23 protein-coding genes are annotated in these 25,598 nt (G+C 34.0%); 20 read left to right on the top strand and 3 right to left on the bottom strand.

The genetic code is table 11. The features are described from left to right. The first annotated feature begins 75 nt into the window (after positions 1-75). From abc-f to RD055328_RS01150, 3 genes are all read left to right on the top strand, one after another. A complete protein-coding gene (gene abc-f / locus RD055328_RS01160; protein ID WP_244086995.1) occupies positions 76-1,593 on the top strand; it encodes a ribosomal protection-like ABC-F family protein in 1,518 nt (505 codons plus the stop codon). A gap of 81 nt (positions 1,594-1,674) precedes the next feature. Then, entirely contained in the window at positions 1,675-1,923 is a 249-nt protein-coding gene (locus RD055328_RS01155) for a type B 50S ribosomal protein L31 (RefSeq protein ID WP_244086994.1), read from the top strand. 49 nt (positions 1,924-1,972) lie between these two features. Next, positions 1,973-2,407, top strand: a complete 435-nt coding sequence (locus tag RD055328_RS01150; protein ID WP_244086993.1) for a GNAT family N-acetyltransferase — start codon at positions 1,973-1,975, stop codon at positions 2,405-2,407. A gap of 29 nt (positions 2,408-2,436) precedes the next feature. Here RD055328_RS01150 and RD055328_RS01145 read toward each other — a convergent pair whose 3' ends face one another. After that, complete coding sequence (locus tag RD055328_RS01145) at positions 2,437-3,657, bottom strand: multidrug efflux MFS transporter (protein WP_375708059.1); 1,221 nt, start codon at positions 3,655-3,657, stop codon at positions 2,437-2,439. A gap of 107 nt (positions 3,658-3,764) precedes the next feature. Between RD055328_RS01145 and murF the strand changes: the two genes are divergently transcribed. From murF to arsC, 5 genes are all read left to right on the top strand, one after another. Further along, the gene (gene murF, locus RD055328_RS01140) at positions 3,765-5,138 is read left to right on the top strand and encodes a UDP-N-acetylmuramoyl-tripeptide--D-alanyl-D-alanine ligase (protein WP_244086991.1); all 1,374 of its coding nucleotides are present in this window, start codon (positions 3,765-3,767) and stop codon (positions 5,136-5,138) included. Positions 5,139-5,255: 117 nt separating this feature from the next. After that, entirely contained in the window at positions 5,256-6,824 is a 1,569-nt protein-coding gene (locus RD055328_RS01135) for a DEAD/DEAH box helicase (protein WP_244086990.1), read from the top strand. Between the two features lie 134 nt (positions 6,825-6,958). Continuing rightward, entirely contained in the window at positions 6,959-7,318 is a 360-nt protein-coding gene (gene acpS, locus RD055328_RS01130) for a holo-ACP synthase (RefSeq protein ID WP_244086989.1), read from the top strand. A 1-nt stretch (position 7,319) separates the two neighbouring features. Beyond that, positions 7,320-8,423: an alanine racemase gene (alr, locus tag RD055328_RS01125; protein ID WP_244086988.1), complete on the top strand. Its 1,104-nt coding sequence runs from the start codon at positions 7,320-7,322 to the stop codon at positions 8,421-8,423. A 10-nt stretch (positions 8,424-8,433) separates the two neighbouring features. After that, on the top strand, positions 8,434-8,850 hold the full coding sequence (arsC, locus tag RD055328_RS01120) for an arsenate reductase (thioredoxin) (RefSeq protein ID WP_244086987.1): 417 nt from the start codon (positions 8,434-8,436) through the stop codon (positions 8,848-8,850). A gap of 15 nt (positions 8,851-8,865) precedes the next feature. Here the strand turns inward: arsC and cbpA are convergent, their stop codons facing one another. Beyond that, complete coding sequence (cbpA, locus tag RD055328_RS01115; RefSeq protein WP_244086986.1) at positions 8,866-9,528, bottom strand: cyclic di-AMP binding protein CbpA; 663 nt, start codon at positions 9,526-9,528, stop codon at positions 8,866-8,868. A 564-nt stretch (positions 9,529-10,092) separates the two neighbouring features. Between cbpA and RD055328_RS01110 the strand changes: the two genes are divergently transcribed. Further along, a complete protein-coding gene (locus RD055328_RS01110) occupies positions 10,093-10,251 on the top strand; it encodes a hypothetical protein (protein ID WP_244086985.1) in 159 nt (52 codons plus the stop codon). A 54-nt stretch (positions 10,252-10,305) separates the two neighbouring features. Here the strand turns inward: RD055328_RS01110 and RD055328_RS01105 are convergent, their stop codons facing one another. After that, on the bottom strand, positions 10,306-11,283 hold the full coding sequence (locus tag RD055328_RS01105) for an L-lactate dehydrogenase (RefSeq protein ID WP_244086984.1): 978 nt from the start codon (positions 11,281-11,283) through the stop codon (positions 10,306-10,308). Between the two features lie 124 nt (positions 11,284-11,407). Between RD055328_RS01105 and pth the strand changes: the two genes are divergently transcribed. The 11 genes from pth (at position 11,408) to lysS (ending at position 25,568) form a co-directional block, all read left to right on the top strand. Continuing rightward, on the top strand, positions 11,408-11,968 hold the full coding sequence (gene pth, locus RD055328_RS01100; RefSeq protein WP_244086983.1) for an aminoacyl-tRNA hydrolase: 561 nt from the start codon (positions 11,408-11,410) through the stop codon (positions 11,966-11,968). 17 nt (positions 11,969-11,985) lie between these two features. Continuing rightward, complete coding sequence (gene mfd / locus RD055328_RS01095; RefSeq protein WP_244086982.1) at positions 11,986-15,501, top strand: transcription-repair coupling factor; 3,516 nt, start codon at positions 11,986-11,988, stop codon at positions 15,499-15,501. Positions 15,502-15,503: 2 nt separating this feature from the next. Next, positions 15,504-17,039, top strand: coding sequence for an oligosaccharide flippase family protein (locus RD055328_RS01090; RefSeq protein WP_244086981.1), 1,536 nt, complete (start codon positions 15,504-15,506; stop codon positions 17,037-17,039). Beyond that, positions 17,036-17,275 carry an RNA-binding S4 domain-containing protein gene (locus tag RD055328_RS01085; RefSeq protein ID WP_244086980.1) on the top strand — a complete coding sequence of 80 codons (240 nt, stop codon included), beginning with the start codon at positions 17,036-17,038 and terminating at the stop codon, positions 17,273-17,275. The genes RD055328_RS01090 and RD055328_RS01085 overlap by 4 nt, the downstream gene beginning before the upstream one ends. A 131-nt stretch (positions 17,276-17,406) precedes the next feature. After that, positions 17,407-17,790: a septum formation initiator family protein gene (locus tag RD055328_RS01080; protein WP_244086979.1), complete on the top strand. Its 384-nt coding sequence runs from the start codon at positions 17,407-17,409 to the stop codon at positions 17,788-17,790. A gap of 52 nt (positions 17,791-17,842) precedes the next feature. After that, positions 17,843-19,195: a tRNA lysidine(34) synthetase TilS gene (gene tilS, locus RD055328_RS01075; protein WP_244086978.1), complete on the top strand. Its 1,353-nt coding sequence runs from the start codon at positions 17,843-17,845 to the stop codon at positions 19,193-19,195. Beyond that, on the top strand, positions 19,182-19,727 hold the full coding sequence (gene hpt / locus RD055328_RS01070) for a hypoxanthine phosphoribosyltransferase (RefSeq protein WP_244086977.1): 546 nt from the start codon (positions 19,182-19,184) through the stop codon (positions 19,725-19,727). The genes tilS and hpt overlap by 14 nt, the downstream gene beginning before the upstream one ends. 83 nt (positions 19,728-19,810) lie before the next feature. Next, positions 19,811-21,910 (top strand): ATP-dependent zinc metalloprotease FtsH, encoded by a 2,100-nt coding sequence (gene ftsH, locus RD055328_RS01065; protein WP_244086976.1) that lies wholly within the window; start codon positions 19,811-19,813, stop codon positions 21,908-21,910. A 111-nt stretch (positions 21,911-22,021) separates the two neighbouring features. Further along, complete coding sequence (gene hslO, locus RD055328_RS01060; protein ID WP_244086975.1) at positions 22,022-22,891, top strand: Hsp33 family molecular chaperone HslO; 870 nt, start codon at positions 22,022-22,024, stop codon at positions 22,889-22,891. Between the two features lie 142 nt (positions 22,892-23,033). After that, positions 23,034-24,044, top strand: a complete 1,011-nt coding sequence (gene dusB, locus RD055328_RS01055) for a tRNA dihydrouridine synthase DusB (protein ID WP_244086974.1) — start codon at positions 23,034-23,036, stop codon at positions 24,042-24,044. A 42-nt stretch (positions 24,045-24,086) separates the two neighbouring features. Next, the gene (gene lysS / locus RD055328_RS01050; protein ID WP_244087148.1) at positions 24,087-25,568 is read left to right on the top strand and encodes a lysine--tRNA ligase; all 1,482 of its coding nucleotides are present in this window, start codon (positions 24,087-24,089) and stop codon (positions 25,566-25,568) included. Positions 25,569-25,598 lie beyond the last annotated feature (30 nt).

The raw sequence follows: 25,598 nt of genomic DNA, 5'->3' as shown, positions 1-25,598 counted from the left end.
GGCCTATTTGACACTACTTTTGTAGTGTCTTTTTTTGTTGAAAAGCCCATTTTTAAGAATTATGAGGTAATAATAATGGGAACAATACAAATACAAAATTTAAGCTTTAAATACGCAAATATGAGTGAGAATCTCTTTGATAATATTAATTTACGAATTGATGAATCATGGAAATTAGGTTTAATAGGTCGAAATGGTCGAGGAAAAACAACTCTTTTAAACATAATTCAAAACAAATTAAGTTATGATGGGCAAATTATAACTAATCTGGACTTTAGTTATTTCCCTAAAAACATAACCAATCCAAATCAATCGACTCAAGACGTAGTCCTACAGATTGCTAAATTAGAAGAATACGATTTATGGAAAATTCAAACTGAAATGAGCAAATTAGAATTAGCAGATTCGTTATTAGGTTTGCCATATAAAAAGTTGAGTCCAGGACAACAAACCAAAATACAACTAGCGGCAATGTTTGTTGATGACCATGATTTTCAATTGCTCGATGAGCCGACTAACCATTTAGATATCAAAGGTCGAAAAGCTGTTGAAAGTTACTTGAATTCAAAGCAAGGTTTCATTGTCATTAGCCATGATAGACATTTTTTGAATCATGTAATTGATCATGTTATTTCAATTAATCGTAATAATATTACGGTTATTCATGGAAATTTTGATACATGGGAACAAGAAAAACAAAATCGAGATCAATTAGAATTCAATCAAAAAGAAAAATTAAAATCTGATATCAAAAAATTAAAATCATCAGCCGCTAAGAAAGAAAATTGGTCGCAACAAAAAGAAAAAGATAAGTATAAAAAGCCTGGTATGGAACATGATAATATAGATAGAGGATTTGTTGGCTCACGAGCTGCACGAGTAATGAAGCGAGCTAAACAGATACAAGGTCGCGCAAACACAGCTATTGAAGACAAACAATCGTTGTTAAAAAATGTTGAAATTAGTGATTCTTTAAAGATGAATTATCTTGAAATTTTACATTCTAAGGAAGTTCTGATTGTCGATGATTTATCAGTTGGATTTTCTGATACAATATTAAATAAACCCATTTCATTTACCTTGCACCCTAATGAGATAATTTCTTTAATTGGTGACAACGGTGCAGGAAAAACAACATTTCTTAAGAAAATTTTGAAGCAAACGACGGCAATTAATACTGGCTATTTCAAAATGAATAGCAAACATAAAATTGCATATTTAAGTCAAGATGCCAACGAATTATCGGGTACAATTAACCAGCTATGTGAGCAAATGGAAATTTCAGAAGAAGAAGTTTTTTCAAGTTTGCGTAAACTGGGATTTGAGTGCGAATTATTTAATAGCAAAATTGAAACCATGAGTCAGGGTCAGAAGAAAAAAGTAGCCTTAGCAATTAATTTAGTTCAACCGGCCAACTTATATATTTGGGATGAGCCGTTGAATTATTTAGACGTAATAACAAGAGAACAAATTATTGATGTCATAAAACGATATCAGCCATCAATGATTGTAATTGAGCATGATCGTGATTTCATAGAGCAAGTTGCAGATAAAAAAGTTAATTTTGAATCAATAAATAATATTGAAAAATAGTAAGAAACATGGTAAAATTTCATATTGTTAGTTATAAATCTCTAGGTTGGCACACAACTTAGGGCAAAAGGAGAAATTATAATGAAGAAAGATATTCATCCAGATTTTCACCCAGTTGTATTCATGGATTCATCAACAGGGGCTAAATTCCTTGCTGGATCAACAGTACAATCAGATGCAACAGTAGATTATGAAGGTACAGAATACCCACTAATTCGTATTGAAATTTCATCAGATTCACATCCATTCTACACAGGTAAGCAAAAATTTGCTCAAGCCGATGGACGTATCGATCGTTTCAACAAGAAATACGGTTTATCAGAAAAATAAAAAGACGGCCTTTAAGGTTGTCTTTTTTTTATATCACGAGGTTAAATATATGATTATTACTAAAGAATTAATGACAAGTGAAGATTATACTCAAATTACAGATATCTGGTTAGAATCAAATATCAAAACACATAACTTTATTAGCAAAAATTATTGGTTGAATAATGTTGCTTATTTCAAATCAGCTATTAGAAATGTTGAATTGCTAGCTTACAAAGAAGGTAATGAAATTTTAGGATTTATTGGAGCAAATGACGACTATATAGAAGGTTTATTTGTTGCTGATAAACATCGAAAAAAAGGTATTGGACGTTTATTATTAGATGAATTAAAAGTTAAACATGAGATATTAAAATTGTTTGTGTATAAGAAAAATCAAAATGCTCTTAATTTTTATTTATCACGAGAATTTGAAATATTCAGTGAAGAAATAGAAGAAGAAACCGGCGAACTAAATATCTCGATGGTGTGGAAGAAATCATAAGAATTAAAAAAAGGAATAACTTTTTAAAGTTATTCCTCTTTTTTTGTAGTTTTTGTTGCTATTACAAAGTTTGTTAGCTCAAGAATACTTGTACTTAAGAAGACGGCTCCATAACCGAAAGCACTGGAAACAGTTGATCCTAACATCGGACCAGTAACGTTACCGATTGCTTGGAATGATTGGTTGTACCCGAAGATACGTCCGGTTGATTCATGAGGCGAATTCTTAGCAATCAATGTTTGTACTTGAGGAATCAAGGCGGCATCAGAAATACCAACGATGAATCGTAAAGCCATTAATTGATAGACGTTTGTCACGAATCCTTGTGGTAAATAGACTAGAAACGCAAGGACTAATCCGAATAGAAGAATCTTTTGCGTACCAATTTTATCACCAAGGGCACCAAATCTCGGAGCAGCAATTACTGTGGCAATTCCCGGAACCGCAGCGACAATCCCACTGATGAAAGCGACATTATCACCACCGTGTAACAATTGCCGTACATATAGACTCAATATCGGATTAATTGAATTGTTAGAAGCTTGAATAATCATGGTGGTAATGAACATTCCGAATATTATTCGTTTGTTTTTTAAGCCATTGAATAATTCGCGTGCACTTATTTGGTCATCTTTTTCAACTGGAGTAAAATCTTCATGAACGAAGAATAGAGATAACAAGAATGCAATGAATAAGACGACACCGGTAATCATAAATGGAACGCGATAGCCATAAAGTTGGGCCACAGCGCCACCAATCATAGGTCCTAACAAGGCACCGGAAACATTACCTGTAGTTAATGTTCCTAATGCGCGTCCGCTTTCTTCTTTAGGAGTTGTTGTGGCGATTAGAGTATTGGCATTACTAATGAATCCTGAGAATACTCCTTGCAATGTTCTTAAAGCTAATAATTGATAGACGTTAGTAACTAACGAACAAAGTCCTAAGACAATGGACATACCAAGAGCGGCACGTAATAACATTAACTTGCGACCTTTACGATCAGCAATTCTTCCCCAAATAGGTGAGATGAAAGCCATCACTAGAAAAGTTGATGAAAAGACAACACCGGACCACATATTTAATTGAGCTTTGGAGAAATCACCTAATTCATCTATATATAATGACATGAACGGTGTAATCATAGAGAAGCCCACACCGACCATGAAATTACCAAACCACAATACTTGTAGATTGCGTTTCCATTGCGGTTTATTGGCTGAGAAAAAATTAGAAATGCGTCTCATAATAACACCTCCTCTTGTATAATAATTATTATTTGTATTTGAATAACGATTGAAAGTATAATGTTATATAATTCAATAAGTATAGTACAACAACACTAGGAGTACAATTTATGAAGTTAACAGTTAATGAGTTAGTGAGTGCTTTGCATCTCGATCAAGAAATAAAAAATGATGATGCAATAGTTACGAATGCTTGTTTTGATAGTCGCAAAGCCATTGAAGGATCATTATTTATTCCTTTAAATGGTGACCGTGATGGACATGAATTTATTGATAAGGCCCAAAGCTTAGGAGCAACAGCTAGTTTGTGGCAAAAAGATCATGAAATACCAGAAGGGGTTACTATTCCCTTAATCTTGGTTGATGATGTTTTAACTGCTCTACAAGACTTATCTAAATATTATTTAAACAAAGTCAATCCCAAAGTTGTCGCTGTTACAGGAAGTAATGGGAAAACTACAACTAAAGATATGATAGCTTCGATATTGAAGTCAGAATCAAATGTCGTCTACACATACGCTAATTTCAATAATGAAATAGGTGTACCGGTAACTGTTCTTAATATGGAAACAAGTACTGAAGTCTTAGTTGTCGAATTAGGGATGGATCGTCCGGGACAAATTCATAAACTAAGTGAAATAGTTCAACCTGATATTGCAGTTATTACTATGATTGGTGAAGCACATATCGAATTCTTTGGTACACGTGACAAGATTGCTGATGCTAAGATGGAAATTGTTGATTTCTTACGTGAAGATGGAATCTTTATTTACAATGGAGATGATCCTTTGTTGCGTCAAAAAGCAGAATCAGTACAACAAGCTAAAGTAACTTTTGGTTTTAATGAAGATAATGATATCTGTCCTTTAGAGCAAAATAGTAAAAAAAGTAGCACAGACTTCAAACTTAATATCTATCCTGATACTGACTTCGTTTTGCCATTGATGGGTGATTACAATGTGAATAATGCTATGGCAGCAATTGGTGTGGGTAAAGTTATGAATATCCCTGTCATTGAAATTGTAGACCAATTACAAAAATTTGTCCCAACTAAGAATCGAACAGAATGGAAAAAAGCATTCAATGGTGCTGATATCTTAAGTGACGTTTATAATTCAAATCCAACTGCTGTTATTGATGTATTGGAAAATTTGAAAAAAATAGAATGCAATGGACGCCGAATTGTCGTACTTGGTGACATGTTAGAACTTGGTGATCAGTCACAAGTATTGCACGAATCTATTGCCCAATATTTGAACCCACAAGATTTTCAAGAAGTTTATTTAATCGGTTCTGATATGAAATACTTAAAGCAAAAATTAGCTGAAAAATATGAACAAAGCCAAATTAAATATTTTGAAAAATCACAATTAGAAGAGTTATCAATGAGTATCAAAGTTGATTTACAACCGGCAGATCTTATTATGTTGAAAGCAAGTAATGGAATTCATCTAAATCAAGTATTAGAACAAATTGAAATGTAGCATTGTGCTTGTTATTACGGGTCTTGAGTGGTACTATTATTTAGTGCGTTTTCAGAAAGCAAAATGAAAATAGTAACTATACAAAAAATAAAATAAAAATCTCCAGGAGGAAAACATTTGAAATTTAATGAGCTAGATTTAAGCCCTGAAATTTTAAAAGGAATTCAAGAAGCTGGGTTTGAAGAAGCTACACCAATCCAATCCGAAACAATTCCTTTAGTAATCGAAGGAAGTGACGTGATTGGTCAAGCCCAAACAGGTACAGGTAAAACTGCTGCTTTTGGACTTCCAACGTTAGATAGAGCGGATACTACAAGTAACAAGATTCAAACATTAATCATTTCACCAACTCGTGAATTGGCTATTCAAACACAAGAAGAACTTTACAAGTTAGGTAAAGCTAAGCGTGTTAAGGTACAAGCTGTTTACGGTGGTGCTGATATCCGTCGTCAAATTAACAACTTGAAGAACCACCCTCAAATCTTAGTAGGGACACCAGGACGTTTACTAGATCACATCAATCGTAAAACTGTACGTCTTGAAAATGTTAATACAATTGTTCTAGATGAAGCTGACGAAATGTTAGATATGGGATTCATTGAAGATATCCAAAGCATTCTAGAAACAGTTCCTAACAAACATCAAACACTATTGTTCTCAGCAACAATGCCTAAACCAATCCTAAATATTACTAAGCGATTCATGACTGATCCAAAACTTGTACAAGTTAAGTCAAAAGAATTAACAGCTAAGAATATTAAACAATATTATGTTAAGGCTAAAGATTTCGAAAAATTCGATATCATGACACGTATCTTTGACGTACAAGCACCAGAATTGTCATTGGTATTTGGACGTACAAAACGTCGTGTTGATGAATTAACTCGTGGATTGCAAGCTCGTGGATATAGAGCTGAAGGTCTACATGGTGATTTAACACAACAAAAACGTATGGCTGTTTTACGCCAATTCAAAGAAGGAAAGCTTGAATTCCTAATAGCAACTGATGTTGCTGCTCGTGGATTAGATATTTCCGGCGTTACTCATGTTTACAACTACGATATTCCACAAGATCCAGATAGCTATGTTCACCGTATCGGTAGAACTGGACGTGCTGGTAAGTCAGGTGTGGCTGTTACATTCATCACACCTAACGAAATGGACTACTTGAAGACAATTGAACAACTAACTAAAGTACGTATGGATCCATTGAACCCACCAACTGATGAAGAAGCACTTGTCGGACAATTTAAGGTTGCTCGTGAAGATATTGCGGAAACAATCAAAAATGGTGATTTAGATAAATATGCTGACTTTGCTAATGAATTGTTGGAACAATATACTCCACAACAATTAGTAGAAGCTTACATTAAAGCAATCAGTAAAGATTCATCAAACATTCCAGTTAAAATCACACCTGAACGTCCATTACCTTCAAGAAAACGAAGCAGTAATCGACGTGGCGGTGGCCATTCAGGTGGTTACAAAGGTAACCGTCGTAATAGTAGTGGACGCGGTAATGGCAATGGTCGTGGTGGATACTCACGCGATCGTCGCAACAAAGATTCAAAATCATCAGGTCGTTCAAATGATTCAAATCGTCGTAGCAATGGCGGTAATAGTAACAAACGTAACGACAGCAAGAAAAACGGTCGTAATTTCACTATTAGAACAAACAATAAATAATAATTTATTAAAAAAGCATTCAGATATTTATTATCTGAATGCTTTTTTAGTGTGAGTTGCTTCTGACATTTCTTCTAGTAACTCGTATGTTAAAATATGTATTCAAGCAAGTACACTTTTGTGAGGTGAGTTTGATGATAAAGGGAATTGGAATTGATATTACAGATATTACAAGAATTAGAACAGCAAAGCTAGAACATGATACTTTTGTTAGCAAGATATTAACGGAACCAGAAATTACCGAATATATTAATTTCAGTGAAAAACGTCAAGATGAGTATCTAGCTGCCCGGTTCTCTGCTAAGGAATCTTTTTCTAAAGCTATGGGAACAGGAATTGGGAAAGATGTTAGTTTTCATGACATAACTATTCTTGATGATGACAAGGGAAAACCTTCTGCTTATACAAAACTCACAAAAGACAAAGTTCATATTTCTATTTCGCATACTGATGAAGTTGTGATGACGGAGATAATTATTGAGGAAGTGAAATAAAATGATACCTTCAATTCATAGACCGGCATACATTGAAGTTGATTTAAATAATATCGCTAGTAATATAAAACAAGTTTTGAATCACCTAAATAATGGTGAAGAGATTTTTGCGGTGGTAAAAGCTAATGCATATAGCCATGGTATTGTAGAAGTAAGTAAAACTGCACTTGAATCAGGAGCAACAGGACTCTGCGTAGCTACTTTAGATGAAGCGCTAGAAATTCGTGATGCAAAAATTAATGCACCTATCTTGGTATTAGGTGTAACAGAAGCTACAGATGTTAGTTTAGCTTCTGAAAAGAATATTTCGCTAACTGTTGCAGACAATGACTGGATTTCAGAAGTAAAAAAACAAGATTTTGATAAAATTAACATACATCTCGGTATTGATTCAGGAATGAGTCGTATAGGTTATACAAACCGTGAGATGATTGAAGAAGCAATAACTATGATTAAAGCTGATAAGCGAATCAATCCTGAGGGAATCTTTACTCATTTTGCCACGGCTGATGATCCAGATGACACATATTTTCAACAGCAGTTGACAATTTTTCATAAATTGACAGATGATTTGGAAATAGAATTTAAATACAAACACGTTGCTAATTCAGCTACAGCTTTGTGGCGTGAACAAAGTGATTTTAATATGGTACGTTTAGGGATTGCCATGTATGGCATGAATCCATCAGGAACAAGTATTGAATTACCTTATAAATTGAAACCAGCTTTTAATTTATATAGTGAGTTAGTTTTTGTAAAAGAAGTTAAGCCTGGAACTAAAATTGGTTATGGAGCAACATATACAGCTGAAGAAAATCAGTGGATTGGAACAATTCCGATAGGATATGCTGATGGCTGGTTAAGAAGAATGTCAGGATTTGAAGTTCTTATAAACGGTCAACGCTGTCCAATTGTTGGCCGAATATGTATGGACCAATTTATGGTACGCTTGCCTGAGAAATATAAAGCTGGTACCAAGGTAACAATATTAGGTAAAGATGAATTTGGGAATAAAATAACTATACAAGAAGCAGCAGAATATGCGGATACAATCAATTATGAGATAGTATGTTCATTGTCAGAAAGATTACCGAGAATATATTAAGGGGCTAATTATGAAAAAAGTTTATTTTTTATGTACGGGAAATTCTTGTCGTAGCCAAATGGCGGAAGGATATGCTAAAGATATCTGGAAAGATGAAGATGTTGAAATTAGAAGTGCTGGTGTAGAAATGCACGGATTGAATCCAAAAGCCGTTCAAGTTATGGGTGAGGACAATATAGATATTTCTATGCAAGAATCAACATTGATCGATAATGATTACTTTGCAGATGCTGATTTAATTATCACATTATGTGGTGATGCTAAAGATAGATGTCCGATGATTGCTAATCAAGCAATTCATGAACATTGGGATTTACCAGATCCTGCACAAGCAAAAGGAACTGAAGAAGAAGTACTAGATGTCTTCAGAAGTGTTCGTGATGATCTTAAAAATAGAATAATAAATAAAAAAGAAGCTGGCATTTAATGCTAACTTCTTTTTTTATTTGTCCTCATAACTTATAACGGTACCTGTTTGTAGGTTATCGATTTCAGTAACCTGAAATCCTTTTCTGGTTAATCTTTTTGTGATTTTATTTAGTGTTTCTTCTGTAGTATCTAAAGGTAAGGTGAAAAGAGTTCTGCGAACACCTACTTCTTCTCTAGCATCTAGTGTCATGCAACCACCGATTGAAACATACTTAGCAATGATTTTTGACATCGAAGCTAAGTCGCCTTGTTTTCCAGTGGAAGTCACAGTTAGAACATAATTACTTAAATTAATATTCCATGCATCAGATAACATATCTAGAAGTTTAGAATGTGTAAGAATTCCATAGAAAATATTTTTTTCGTCTAGAACGGCAATGTATGGCAAATCTTTAATATTGAAAAATACTTTAAAGAAAGGTGAGTCCATTTGAATAGTCTTAGTCGCATTTTTTAATAATGAAGTAACTGGTAAAGTCATATCACCGTTGTTAGATTTGTGACGGTAAATATGCATTTTATAGATGTTGCCACGGAATATTTGTCCAGTCTCATCAAGTACTGGAATACAACGATAACCTGATTCCTCAAGGATTGCCAGAGCTTGTTCGAGCGTTACACTTGCTTTGACGGTTGTTAATTTTTCTTTCTTCATTATTAAAGTTTCTAAGAGCATACGACTCACCTCGAATATTAAAATAATTTAATCTAGCTTAGTAATGTTAGCACATAAAGGCTATTTATGTCGATTTATTAATTAGAAAAAAACTAACAAAAAAAGCACTCACAAATTTTATGGTAGGTTCTAAAAAAGTTATACATATATTTCAATATATTCAACCGCTCGCGGATGATTTTATAGACTTATTTTGCTTAAAACACAGTGCGATTATTTTTAATTCTGTATCAATAGTATATGTAGTCATAAAAAGGGCTCCAATAAGTTAGGTTTTAATGTCTAACTTTTCTGGAGCCCTTCAATATTGTCTTAAATGGTTTTTAAAAAATATTCAACTAACTACGCCTAATGAACAATAATATTAAACAAGTAATAAACGATATTAAGGCTATTGAATAACCAATTATTGGAAATTTAAAATACAAAGATACTATTAAAGCAAAAGCGGTTAACAATAAAATTATGGAAACATCAGAAGTCCCTTTCATAAATTTCACCTCGATGCTATATCTAAAGTGTAATTAGACGATATTACAATTTCTATAATACAAGGAGGACACTATGAAAGCAAAGAAAATAAGTTTTGTAAAGTTTGCAGCAATTTTTTCTATAACAGTATTATTACTTGGTATTATTTTATCGGTTTTCTCTAGTAGTAAGCAAATACTAGTTACGCTGCCACTAGTATATTTAGACATAAAAAGGGCTCCAATAAGTTAGGTTTTAATGTCTAACTTTTCTGGAGCCCTTCAATATTGTTTCAATTATTAATAATTATCTCTTAATGTCAGTAGCTTTGAATCCGTCTTCGATAACTTTTTCAAGAGCTGCACCTGAAGCTGCCATTTTAGCTTTTTCAGCATCATCCAATGGAACTTCGATAACTTGACGTAGACCGTCTTTGTTAACAATAGCAGGTGTACCAACGTAAACATCATTCAATCCATATTGACCTTCCATAAGAACTGAAAGAGGAAGAATTGTGTCTTCATTGTTAAGAAGTGCTTTAGTGATACGAGCAAGAGCTGTACCAACACCGTAGAATGTAGCACCTTTACCACTAATGATTTCGTAAGCAGCGTTAACAGTACGTTTTTCGATTTCAGCAAGTTTTTCTTCAGTGAATGAACCTGGGTTAGCTTGCATCCATTCGCGAATTGTTAGTCCACCAATTGTAAGGTGTGAGAAAGCAGCGAATTCTGAATCACCGTGTTCACCTAAGATATAACCGTGAACTGAACGAGGATCTATATTGATTTCTTCAGCAACGAATTTACGTAGACGGTTTGAGTCTAGTGAAGTTCCTGAACCAATAACACGTTCTTTAGGGAATCCTGAAAGTTTGTATGTAGCGTATGTCAAGATATCAACTGGGTTAGCAGCAACCAAGAAGATACCATTGAATCCTGATTCAACAACTGGATTAACAATTGATTTTAAGATGTTAAGGTTTTTGTTTACAAGATCTAATCTTGTTTCACCTGGTTTTTGTGGAGCACCAGCAGTGATAACAACGATATCAGCATCTTTAGCGTCAGAATATTCACCACTTCTAATATTCTTAGGGAATGAATAAGGGATAGCATCTGATAAATCAAGTGCATCACCAACAGTTCTTTCTTTAGCGATATCAACAATAACGATTTCTTGAGCGATACCTTGCAATGTCATAGCATAAGCAAATGATGAACCAACAGCTCCATCACCTACAAGAATGACTTTTTGATGATTCTTTGAGTTTGTAGCAGTCATAAATAGGCCTCCTAATATTTTAAACATCTTTTATTATACTGTTTTATAAGTAATAAAAAAAGCGAAAAAAGGTAATTTACATGACTCCGTGATATAATATTTACTATTGAAAAAGGTGATAAATATGAAAATAATTGTTGGTCTCGGTAATCCGGGGAAAAAATATGATAGAACAAAACATAATATGGGATTCTTAGTAATTGACGAATTATTAGAAGAATTCAACGAAACTCTTAACAAAAATGATTTTGATGCTAAGTATTGTCGATTTAAATACGAAGGTGAGGATATTTTTCTTGTTAAACCTCTAACTTATATGAATGATTCAGGAAGAGCAGTTGGACAATTAATGGGATATTTTCAAATACAAGCTGACGAATTATTAGTTGTGCAAGACGATATGGATATGCCGATAGGTAAGTTAAGATTACGACAAAAAGGTTCAGCCGGAGGGCATAACGGAATTAAGAGTATTATTAATGCACTTGGTGGCAATAAAGAATTCAAGCGAGTTAAAATAGGGATTCAACATCCCGATAAGAAGAGCGTCGTCGATTGGGTTTTAACTCCATTTAGTAAAGATGATGAACCAGTGGCTATGGCTGGAGTGGACAAAGCTACTAATGCTATTATTGATTGGATTAAGAATGATAATTTCGAAAAAATTATGAATCAATATAATTAGATAAAAGAGGGATTTCCTTGAACTTAATCGATACTTTTTTTCAGAACAAACAGATTCAAAAGTTTGTTGAAAAAACCGAATATGATACAAAAAGCTTATTGACCGGGTTATCAGGATCCGCAAATACGCTTTTTTTCGCTGGGTTATTAAAGAAGAAAAACAAGTTATTGATAGTTGAAAACACTAATTTTCATGCTAATCAAACTTTTGATGACTTGAATAGAATTATAGATGATTCATTAACACATATCTTCCCAGTAGAAGAAGCTATTTCTACTGAAATGGCGATTAGTTCCCCTGATTCTTTGGCACAAAGACTTGATAGTATGAACTTCTTGAGCTCTGATAAGAGTGGTATTTTGGTGACTTCAGTTGCGGGATTAGAATACGTAATTAGTGATAGGGAAATGTTTTCTAATCACAAATTACAGTTTCAAACAGGCAGTGAATACGACTTAACAAAATTAAACGACACGTTAATATCTATGGGATATCATCGTGAGAGTATTGTAGGTAAGCCAGCTGATTTCGCAATTCGTGGGGATATTTTGGATGTATATCCATTGAATCTCGATAACCCATTGCGAATTGAATTTTTTGGTGATGAAGTTGATAGCATTCGAACTTTTGATGAAACAACTCAATTAAAAATTGCAGAATTAGCTGAAGCTGAAGTAATTCCGGCTACGGACCGTATTGTGGAATTATCAGATACTAATATAATTGCTCAAAATATTAATGCCGACTTAACTAAGTTGACTGCTAAATATGCAGACAATGAACTGATTGAAAAATATGAAACTAATATTAAACCGGTGATTGAGAAACTAGAACAAAATATTCTACCGGATAATTTAGGTGCTTTTATTGATTACTTGTATGAAGACAAGCACTCATTAGTTGACTACTTAGATGACGAAGATGTAATAATTTTTGATGATTATAATCGCCTAATTGATCAAGCTAATGATAATTTAAGTGATGAAAACGCATGGCTAACAGGCCAAATGGAATTGGGTAAAATACTGCCTAATCAGAGCATTCGTCAACGTTTATTAGATGTAATCAAGACAAATCATAATGAGCAGATTTATTTGTCCATGTTACAAAAAGGTATGGGACGAATGAAACTTCATCAAGTTGAAAACGTCCATGTACGTAGTATTCCGAAGTTTTTCAGCCAAATGCCACTGATAAAATCTGAGGTTGACCGTTGGAAAAAAGATGACAAAACGGTGCTATTTTTAATTGCCAACAAACATAGAGTGGAGAATATTGAAAACACCTTAAATGACTTTGAAATTAACGCCATTAATAATACTGATGGCGATATTCAAGCTGGAAAAGTTCAAATAATTAATACTAGTTTAGCCAATGGATTTGAGTTTAATGATGAGAAGCTAGTAGTTATTACAGAAACTGAACTATTTAATAAAGTTACCAAAAAACATCGTCGTCCGACATTAAATAATGCCGAGCGTTTGAAGAACTATAATGACCTCAAACCAGGAGACTATGTTGTTCATGTTAATCATGGTATTGGTAAGTTTACAGGTATTCAAACGATGGAAGTTGATGGTAAACACCAAGATTACATGACGGTTGAATATCGTGATAATGGGACAATATTCATTCCTGTTACCCAATTGAATTTAATTCAAAAATACGTTGCTTCTGAAGGTAAGACGCCAAGGGTTAATAAACTTGGTGGTACTGAATGGCAAAAAACTAAAACTAAAGTTCAATCAAGTATTGAAGATATCGCAGATGATTTGATTGAATTGTACGCCAAACGTGAAGCTGAAGAAGGCTTTGCTTTTGATAAAGATGATGCGATGCAAACTGATTTTGAAGATAGCTTTGCTTATCCAGAAACACCAGATCAGATTCGAAGTACTAATGAAATTAAACATGACATGGAACAAAAACGTCCAATGGATAGATTATTGGTCGGAGATGTTGGTTTTGGTAAGACGGAGGTCGCATTAAGAGCTGCATTTAAGGCAGTAGAGAATCAAAAACAAGTAGCGTTTTTAGTACCAACAACAATTTTGGCTCAACAGCATTACGAAACAATGCAAGAACGTTTTGCAAACTTTCCAGTAAATGTTGCGTTGATGTCACGTTTTCAAACTGCAAAACAAGTTAAAGAAACAATTAAAGGACTTAAGGCTGGAACAATTGATATTGTTGTAGGAACACATCGTGTTTTGTCTAAAGATATAGAGTTCTCTGATTTAGGGCTATTAATTGTTGATGAAGAACAACGTTTTGGAGTTAAGCATAAAGAACGTCTTAAACAATTAAAATCAAAAATAGATGTACTAACTTTAACAGCAACACCAATCCCAAGAACATTGAATATGTCGATGTTAGGCGTGCGAGATCTGTCAATTATTGAAACCGCACCAAGCAATCGATATCCAATCCAAACATATGTAATGGAACAAGATGCTGATGCTATAAGAAGTGCAATCAATCGTGAATTGGAACGTAACGGTCAAGTATTTTATCTTCATAATAGAGTGGAAGATATTGAACGAACTGTTTCACAAATTGAGTTACTAGTTCCAGACGCTCGAGTAGCATATGCGCATGGTCAAATGACAGAGTCACAATTAGAAGGCGTCATATATGACTTCTTACAAGGTGAGTATGATGTTTTAGTAACTACAACTATAATTGAGACTGGCGTTGATATGCCTAATGCCAATACTTTAATTATTGAAGATGCCGATCGTTATGGATTATCACAACTGTATCAACTACGTGGACGTGTAGGTCGTTCAAGTCGAGTGGCATATGCATACTTCATGTATCGGCCTAATAAAGTATTAACTGAAGTTAGTGAGAATCGCTTAGAGGCAATTAAGAACTTCACGGAGTTAGGTTCAGGATTCAAAATTGCAATGCGTGATTTATCCATACGTGGAGCCGGTAATCTGTTAGGGAAGCAACAGCATGGATTTATCGATTCGGTCGGTTATGATATGTATATGCAAATGTTGACGCTTGCCGTTAATCAAAAACGTGGAATTAAAGAAAAAGCAGTTACTGATTCTGAATTGAATTTGAAAATTGAAGCATATATTCCAACTGAATATATTACTGATGATCGTCAGAAAATTGAGATGTATAAGCGAATTAAACAAGTTGACTCGAAACAAAGTGTAGAAGAGGTTAGATCAGAACTAATCGATCGTTTTGGAACTATTCCAGAACAAACAGAAGCCTTAATCCGCATAAGTTACATCAAGACTTTCTTAGATAAAGGACAAACAGAATCATTAATTAGGAAAAATGGACAGTTAGTCTTGAATCTTTCACAAGAGGTTTCTAACAAACTTAGTGGAGAAGATATATTTAAGGCGTTGTCATTTACCAAATTAAAAGCTACAGTTAATCAAAACGATAATAAGTTTGTTTTGACTTTCAAAAGTATCGACGATTATAAAGATAATCAGATACTAGATGAATTAGAAAGTTTTGCTAAAGGATTAAATGAAGTTGTTGCAACAACAGAGGGGAATTAGTAATGGATAAGCAAGTGAACACGAAGCTCTTACAAGGAACTTGGATAATGGCATTTGCTGCTGTTTTTTCAAAAATATTAAGTGCTGTTTACCGCGTTCCCTTGCAAAATATGGTTGGTGATCATGGATACTATGTTTACCAACAAATATATTCTATCTACGGAATTTTTGGAGTCTTATCACTAACTGGATTACCTTTATTGATTTCTAAATTTTTTTCTGGCAATTCGAACGAAGAGTTAAGAAGTAATTTTAGGGATGTCTTTTGGTTGCTAACATACGTCGCTATAACTCTGGTTGTGGTTATTCAACTCAGTGCGAATTCTTTAGCAAAAATGATGGGTGATGTTAATATCCAAGAGGAATTACAGCTAACATCTCTTATTTATTTATTGATGCCGATTGAAGCAGTCATTAGAGGGCTTTATCAGAGCAAACTAGATGTAAGAGTTAGTGCCATTTCTCAAGTTATAGAACAAGTTGTACGAGTAACATTAATATTAATTGTAGCTAACTTATTTAGACATAATATATTTGGTGTTTATGAAATGGGTTCGTATGCCAATTTTGCTTCAGTTATTGCTGCTATAGTTGCTAGTGGATACTTAATGTTTGCACTAATAAATAATAGAAAGAAACATGGACTTCAATTAAGCTTGAAGCCAACATTTAATAAGAAGTTATCTAAAAAAATCGCGGTTGAAGGTTTAGGAATAATTCTAGTTACAGGGATATTAGTGTTCTTTCAGATGATTGATTCATTAACAATTGTTCCTGAATTAATTAAGAATGGTTTCACAGTTATGGATGCCGGTATTCAAAAAGGAATATTTGATCGAGCTCAACCGTTAGCACAGTTGGGGATTGTAATAGTGATTTCTTTCTTGGCGGTACTGGTTCCTGCTAAAGAATCAAATAATGATCAAACAACAATTACCAGAGTTCTTCATTTTTGTATTGGACTCTCACTAGCTGAAACAGTTGGACTTATCTTATTGATCAAACCAATTAATATAATGTTCTTCAAAGATGGTAAGAGTAGTGATGTAATTGGAGTGTTTCTAATATCGATTGCGTTATATTCATTAATAAATATTTTGGTAACCTTAAATGATTCACTGCATCATAAAACAATTCTTTTATTTATAGTATTATCGTTAGTCTTAAAAACAATATTTAATAAGTTGTTGATTCAAAATATGGGATTAATGGGAGCAAGTATTTCAACGAACTTAAGTTTGATTTGTTTATTATTTGTTTTACTACTCATTAGTGATCAAAGTATTCGTGACGTTTTAGTACAAAACGGTTTTCTTATTAAGACCTTTGTGGCATTAATAATAATGGGATTAGCAGTTTGGATAACAACAAATATCTGTTATTTATGGTTAGAAGAGACCAGACTAGATAGTATTATTGTCACTTTTGTTTCAATAATCGTGGGAGTGGTAGTTTATAGTCTGTCTGTTTATAAATTGAAAATTTTTTCAAAAGAAGATTTGGCTGACTTACCAGTCATTAAGAGGATAATAAAATGAGATTAGATAAATTTTTAAAGGTTAGCCGTATTATCAAACGCCGAAGTGTTGCTAAGGAAGTTGCCGATAAAGGCCGAATAGAAGTTAATGGCAGAGTGGCTAAGAGTTCTACTGATATTAAGATTGGTGATCAAGTAACAATTCATTTTGCCGATAAAGATAGTAATTTTGAGATATTAAATGTTCAAGATACAACTAAAAAAACCGATGCAGAGTTGATGTATCGGCAAATATAATTATTAAGATTCCAATAAAAGGTTTGCTAGATAATCTGCACTTGCTATACTAAAGTGCAGAAGATATTTTAATAGTAATAATATATACATTGAATATTGCACTAATTCTTGTGGGGGAGTGAAGGCTAGTTATGAATAATGATGATAACAAGAACATCATAACTTTTAAGCGACGTATGGATAAAAAGCAACATGCTGAATTGTCGCATGAAGATATAATCCATCGTCGTCGTTTAATTGCGATTATTTCGGCACTAGTTTTGGTTATCTTATTTTTTGGATTCCAAATTATTCGCTCAAAGATCTCTGATGCACAGACTCAGAAATCTATTGTTACTAGTCAACAAAAACTAAAAAAAGAAAAAAGTACAAATAAAGAGTTGAAATTAAAAGCTAAACAATTACAAGATCAAGATTATATTGAAAAAGTAATTCGTTCAAAGTACTACTACTCAAAAGAAGGCGAGCAAGTGTACGCTTTGCCTGGTAGTGATGACATAACAAATGGGAATTAGGCATTGATGCCGTAAAGACGGACTCAAATCCGTCTTTTTTATTGGAGTAGACATGAGAAATTTATTTAGTGAATTCAAGCAGAATGTGGCTGAGTTAAGCGACACAATTTCTGGTAACAATTATTTGTTAGGTGTTTCTGGCGGTGTTGATTCAATCGTCTTATTTGAGATGTTTCTAAGACTCAAAGAAGAATTTTTCTTTGAATTTTCAGTGGCATCAATTGATCATTCATTACGCGATCAAAGCATTCAAGAAGTTAATTATTTAAGAGAACTATGTGCTAAAAATAATATTTCTTTTTATACAACTAAATGGGAAGAAGCTGAGCAGAAAATGTCCGGAACCAGTGAGAACTCAGCGCGTAAGTTTCGTTATGAATTCTTCCAACAGGTAATGAAAGAAAATGATATTAAGAACTTAGTCTTAGCACATCATGCTGACGACCAGACTGAAACTGTTCTAATGAAGTTGATTCGTGGTGGTAATATCAGAGAAGTTCAAGCAATGACTGCCAAACGTGATTTTTCAGGTATTAACTTGTTACGTCCAATGTTAGAATTTTCAAAATCTGAAATAATTGATTATGCTTTGGATAAAAAATTAGATTATTTTGAAGATGAAACGAATAAAACAGATTTTACTTTACGTAATCGATTACGTAATCATGTGATTCCACAGATGAAAGAAGAAAATCCGCAGGTTTTATCACATTTCACGGATTTCACTAATCAACTTCAAACAGCTAATAAAGTGTTGGAGCGTTATTATAATCCAATATTTTTAAATGATTTTTCTAGTGATTTATTAAGTGGGACGCTGAGAAGTTTGAAAGAATTGCCTATATCTGAAAATATTTTATTTTGGAATATTTATAAGAGTAAGCGTCAGTTATTCAAATTGAATGACAAACAAATCAAACAGATTAGTTATGCTATTAAATCTGAAAAGCCAAATATGGAGATATATCTAGATGATGGTTTACTATTCATAAAAAATCATGATCGATTCACAATTGAAGCTAAACAAGTAGATAGTGTGTTTTATAATGAATTACCAATGAACAAAAAAATTACACTAGATAATGGCCAAACTGCGGTTTTAAATGACAAAATAAAAAACAGTAATTCAATCCAAGTAACTGCAGAAAAAATCCCACAAAAAATTGTGATAAGAAATCGTCGCAATGGAGATACGTTAGAGTTAAGCGAAAATCATCATCAAAAGTTAAAGAAACGAATGATTGATTTAAAATTATCAAAAAAACAAAAAGAAAACGCGTTAATTCTTACGTTTGATGATAAAATTGTATGGGTGGATGGTATTTATAATATTGCTAACTACCAAAAAGATAAAAAGTATAGTTTTTATCTACAAATAAGAGGAGACGTCGATGAAACTAAGTGACGATATTGAACGCGTTTTAATCAGTGCTGAAGAATTAGAGCAAATCAATGGAGAACTTGCACAACAATTAAGTAACGACTATAAGGACAAGAATCCAATTTTTGTCTGTGTACTTAAAGGAGCTGTTTTATTTTTAACTGATTTAGTTAGAAAAATGGATAGCCCAGTTGAAATAGAATTTATGGATGTTTCCAGTTATGGAGACGGGATGGAATCTTCAGGGGATGTTAAAATCTTAAAAGATTTAGACGTCTCTGTAGCTGGTCGAGATGTTGTATTTATAGAAGATATTGTTGATACTGGACAAACTCTTAAATACTTAATTGAACTTTTTAAAACAAGAAAAGCAAAATCAGTTAAAATTTGTACCTTACTCGATAAAAAAGAAAACCGAGTTGCAAATATTAACAGTGACTATGTTGGAACTACCGTACCTAATGAATTTGTGGTTGGTTATGGGTTAGACTTTGCTGAAAAGTACCGTAACTTACCATATATTGGTGTTTTAAAACCAGAGGTATATGAAAATTAATTAAAAGTTTATTACATAGCTAAATTTACATTGTTATGTTAATATTCTTTTTATCAAATTATTGATATTTAGGAGGCTCCACATTGAAGAACAACAGAAATCGACTGGTTAATAACAGTCTATTCTATATCTTAGTTTTTGTTGTTTTAATCTTGGGATTAAGCTGGCTCGTAGGTGGGCAAAGTGGGTCACAAACTAAAACATTAAACTCTACAGAATTTATTTCTAAATTAGAAAAAAATAAAGTTAAAGAATTTTCAATTCAACCATCAAATGGAACTTATCATATTGAAGGTGAATTAAAATCTACCAAAAAAGATAAAAAAGACTCGAAAAAGAGTACTAATGCAATTCCATTCTTATCGAGCTCTCAAAGTGCAAGCAGTGAATCAACACACTTTATGACTAGCGTCCTTACTAATGATGCTACATTAAAGCAAATTAATGACATTGCTAATAAGAATAATGTTGATGTTAAAGCACAAGAAGAATCACAAACGGGGGCTTGGTTAAATATTGCTCTACTTGTAATTCCGACAATTGTTGTGTTCTTCTTCTTATACATGATGATGGGACAAAGCGGTGGTCAAGGTGGCGGCGGTGGTGCCGGTCGCATGATGAACTTTGGTAAGACACAAGTTAAGCCACAAGATCCTAAGAAGAACAAAGTTCGTTTTTCTGATGTTGCTGGTGCTGAAGAAGAGAAACAAGAACTTGTTGAAGTTGTTGAATTCTTAAAAGATCCGCGTAAGTATCTAGAACTAGGAGCTCGAATTCCAGCCGGAGTTCTATTAGAAGGACCTCCTGGTACTGGTAAAACATTACTAGCTAAGGCCGTTGCCGGTGAAGCTGGCGTACCTTTCTTCTCGATTTCTGGTTCAGATTTCGTAGAGATGTTTGTCGGTGTTGGTGCTAGTCGTGTACGTGACTTATTTGAAACTGCTAAGAAGAACTCACCATCAATCATCTTTATTGATGAAATTGATGCTGTAGCTCGTCAACGTGGTAACGGAATGGGTGGCGGAAACGATGAACGTGAACAAACCCTTAACCAATTGCTAGTTGAAATGGACGGATTTACAGGTTCTGAAGGTGTTATCGTCATTGCCGCTACTAACCGTTCTGATGTATTAGATCCGGCCTTACTTCGTGCTGGTCGTTTCGATAGAAAAGTTTTAGTAGGGCGTCCTGATGTTAAAGGACGTGAAGCTATTCTTAAAGTGCACTCAAATAACAAACCATTGTCTGAAGATGTTGACCTAAAGGTTGTTGCTCAACAAACACCTGGATTTGTTGGTGCTGATCTTGAGAACTTACTTAACGAAGCAGCTCTTGTAGCAGCTCGTCGTGAGAAGAAAAAAATCGATAATTTAGATATTGATGAAGCAACAGATCGTGTTATCGCTGGTCCAGCTAAGAAAGACAAAGCTATTAGTAAGAAAGAACGTAATGTTGTTGCTTACCACGAAGCTGGTCATGCTTTAATTGGATTAGTATTAAGTGATTCTCGTGTTGTTAGAAAAGTTACAATCGTTCCTCGTGGACGTGCTGGCGGTTATGCTATTATGCTTCCTAAGGATGAGAACTTCTTAGCAACTAAGAAGGAATTAGACGAACAAATTGCTGGACTTCTAGGTGGTAGAACAGCTGAAGAAATCATCTTTGGTGCATTATCATCTGGAGCTTCTAACGACTTTGAACAAGCTACAGCTATTGCTCGTAGCATGGTTACTCAATACGGTATGTCTGAAAAACTGGGAACTGTTCAACTTGAAAGAGAAGGACAACAACAGTACGGACAACCTATGTATTCTCAACAAACAGCTAAAGAAATTGATGATGAAGTTCGTGATATCATTAACATTCAACACAAACGTGCTAATGAAATTATCGAATCACATCGTGAACAACACAAAGCAATTGCTGAAGCATTGTTGAAATATGAAACTCTTAATGAAGCTGAAATCCTTAGCTTATACAACACAGGTGAAATGCCTGAAAAATCTAAGGATGAATTCCCAAGTGAGACTGCTGCAACTTTTGATGAAGCAAAAGCTGCTATGGAAATTAAAGATGCTAAGAGACAAGCCGAAGAAGTATCAACTGATAAAAAAGTTGAAACACCTTCAGAAGCTGACAATAAAAAAGAGGATCCAAAATCTGAAACTGAGAATAAGGATTAATCATATGTCGTTAAATAACTAAACGACAAAACAAAATGACGATCAGTTCCGAAACGGGAATTGACCGTCATTTTGATTTTAATAAACGTAATAAATAAAGAGGAATTCAGAATGAATGATTATCTAATAAAAGCCATCACCAAAGACGACAACTTCCGCGTATACTGTGTGAATGCTACTGAGTTAGTACAAGAAGCACATGTTAAACACGATACTTGGGTAACTTCTACTGCAGCTTTAGGACGTACTTTGATTGGAACTCTATTAATATCTAGTGCGGTGTTAAAAGGTGAAGACAAAATCACTGTGCGTTTACAAGGAGATGGTCCAGCTGGATCTATTATTGTTGATGGAAATGCTAAAGGGACAGTGAAAGGTTATATACAAGAACCTCATGTAAGTTTAGACAGTAATGACCAAGGTAAGATTGATGTTAAAGGAGCTGTTGGAACAAAGGGAATGCTTTCAGTTACTAAAGACCAGGGATTGAAAGAACCGTTTACTGGACAAGTTGGATTGGTCTCTGGAGAAATTGCTGAAGATTTCACTTACTATATGGCAAAATCTGAACAAACACCTTCAGCCATTGGGTTGTCAGTTTTTGTTCAACCTGATGAATCAGTAGATGTTGCTGGAGGATTCTTAGTTCAGACTCTACCAGGTGCTAGTGAACAAGCAATTGATGAATTAGAAGAGAAATTAAAAGATATGCCATTGGTATCTGAATTATTACGTGATGGTAAGACACCCGAACAAGTTATCTATGAGTTATTCAACGAAGATAATGTAAAAATACTTGAAAAAATGCCAGTGAAATTTGAATGTGATTGCAGTAAAGAACGATTCAAAGATGCACTAGCTTCAATTGATAAGAAAGACATTAAAGAATTAATTGAACAAAATAATGGTGCAGAAACTGTTTGCAAGTTCTGTGGTAAGAAATATAACTTTAGTGCAGAAGAACTAAAAGAATTATTATAGACAAAAAACTAATGAGTAATTTTACTTATTAGTTTTTTTATTTAAGTGTATTAAAGAAGAGTTCATTGGTTCTCTAGCTTGCAATTAGGGTGTGTTCTTTGCTATCATTAATCGGATAAAAAATTTTTGGAGATAATATATAATGGAATGGAAAATTGGTGATGTAACAATACCAAATCAAGTAGTTGTTGCACCAATGGCGGGGATTACTAACTCAGCTTTTCGTATGACTGCTCGTGAATTTGGGGCAGGTTTGGTTGTATGTGAAATGATCAGCGATCGTGGAATTATGTACCGAAACAAGAAAACTTTAAACATGTTATTTGTTGATCCAAAAGAACACCCTGTAAGTATTCAAATTTTTGGTGGAACTAAAGATACTTTAGTACAAGCCGCTCAATTTGTTGCTGAAAATACAGAAGCAGATATCATTGATATCAATATGGGTTGTCCTGTTAACAAAATTGTTAAGACAGACGCAGGAGCTCGCTGGTTATTGGATCCTGATAAAGTATATGAAATGGTTGATGCTGTAACATCTTCAATTGATAAACCAGTTACTGTAAAAATGAGAACTGGTTGGGATTCTGATCATATTCTAGCTGTTGAGAATGCTATTGCTGCTGAAAAAGCTGGTGCTAGTGCATTAGCTATGCATGGTCGTACACGTAAACAAATGTATACAGGTCACGCAGACTGGGATATATTACATCAAGTTGCCCAACAATTAACTATTCCATTCATGGGTAATGGTGATATCAAGACTCCAGAAGATGCTAAGGTTATGATTGAAGAAGTTGGTGCTGACGCAGTGATGGTTGGACGTGCAGCTTTAGGTAATCTATGGCGTTTAGATGCAATGAATCATTATTTAGAAACTGGTGAAATAATTAGTGAACCAACACCATCTGAAAAAATTCAAACTGCAAAAATTCAATTAGATAGATTAATCGAATTAAAAGGTGAACATGTAGCAGTTCCAGAATTTAGACAACAAGCTGCTTATTATCTTAAAGGCATTCCAAGAGCCGCAAGAACACGTGCTGCTGTTATGCAAGTAGATACTAAAAAAGAAGTCTTTGATATATTAGATGACTTCATTGAAAAACTAGAAAAAATGGAAAAAGAATCACCTACAATTGTGACTAAATAAAGGAGAATTATTTTGGCTAAGTTAACAGGCGAAGAAAGACAAATGAATGATCAACTGCGAGCTAGGCGAGAAAAGCTTACTGAGCTTCAAGACTCAGGTATTGATCCCTTTGGATCACGCTTTGAACCAAAAGCAACTGCTCAAGAACTTCATGAAAAATATGAAAATGTTGAAAAAGAAGAATTAGATAATCAAGAAGTAAAAACCGTTATTGCCGGTCGAATGATGACTAAACGTGGTAAGGGTAAAGTTGGTTTTGCTGACATTAAAGATCGTACTGGTCGTATGCAGATATATGTACGTAAAGATGTTGTTGGTGAAGAAAACTATTACATCTTCAAACGCTCAGACTTAGGTGACATCATGGGCTTTGAAGGTGATGTGATGAAGACAGATATGGGTGAGTTGACTCTAAAGGTTACACACATTACTCTACTATCAAAAGCGTTACGTCCGTTGCCAGATAAGTTCCATGGATTAACAAATATCGAACAACGTTATCGTCAAAGATATCTTGATTTAATTACTAATGATGATAGTTACGATCGTTTCGCTAAACGAACAAAAATCATTTCTGCAGTACGTCGTTATCTTGATGGGCAAGGATTCTTAGAAGTAGAAACACCTGTATTGAATTCACAAGTTGGTGGAGCTTCTGCAAAACCATTTATCACTCATCACAATGCTTTAGATATTGATATGTATATGCGTATTGCTCTTGAACTTCATTTGAAGAGATTAATCGTTGGTGGAATGGAACGTGTATATGAAATTGGCCGTTTATTCCGAAATGAAGGGGTAGATACTTACCATAATCCAGAATTCACTTCACTTGAAACTTATGCTGCTTATTTTGATTTCAATGATGTTATGAATGAAACAGAAGCTATCTTCCAACATGCTGCCCAAGAAGCATTGGGTACTCAACAAATCACTTATCAAGGTGAACCAGTTGACTTGAGCAAACCATTTGCTAGAGTGCATATGGTTGATGCAATTAAAGAAGTTACTGGTATTGATTTCTGGCAAGAAATGACTTTAGAAGAAGCGCGTAAACTAGCTGATGAAAAACATGTGAAATATGAATCATATTGGCAAGTTGGCCATATTATTAATGAATTCTTTGAAACCTTCGTTGAAGAAACAATCAAAGAACCAACATTTATTTATGGACATCCAGTTGACGTGTCACCATTAGCTAAGAAAAATGCTGAAGATGCTCGTTTCACAGATCGTTTTGAATTATTCATTTTAGGTAATGAATATGCTAATGCCTTTACTGAGTTAAATGATCCAATTGATCAACGTGAACGTTTTGAAGCACAAGCTTCTGAACGTGATGCTGGTAATGATGAAGCTGAAGGAATTGACGAAGACTTTATCGAAGCTCTTGAATACGGAATGCCACCAACTGGTGGATTAGGAATCGGAATTGACCGCTTAGTTATGCTATTAACTGATGCTGCATCAATTCGTGATGTCTTATTATTCCCAACAATGAGACCGGAACATAAAGAAGATTAATAAATAAGAAAATATCCAAGGTATAAAATG

The sequence above is a fragment of the Companilactobacillus sp. RD055328 genome, assembly GCF_022835675.1.
Lineage (GTDB): Bacteria > Bacillota > Bacilli > Lactobacillales > Lactobacillaceae > BQUT01.
The sequence above is the reverse complement of the archived record's forward strand: the minus strand, read 5'-3'. Positions and strand labels throughout refer to the sequence as shown.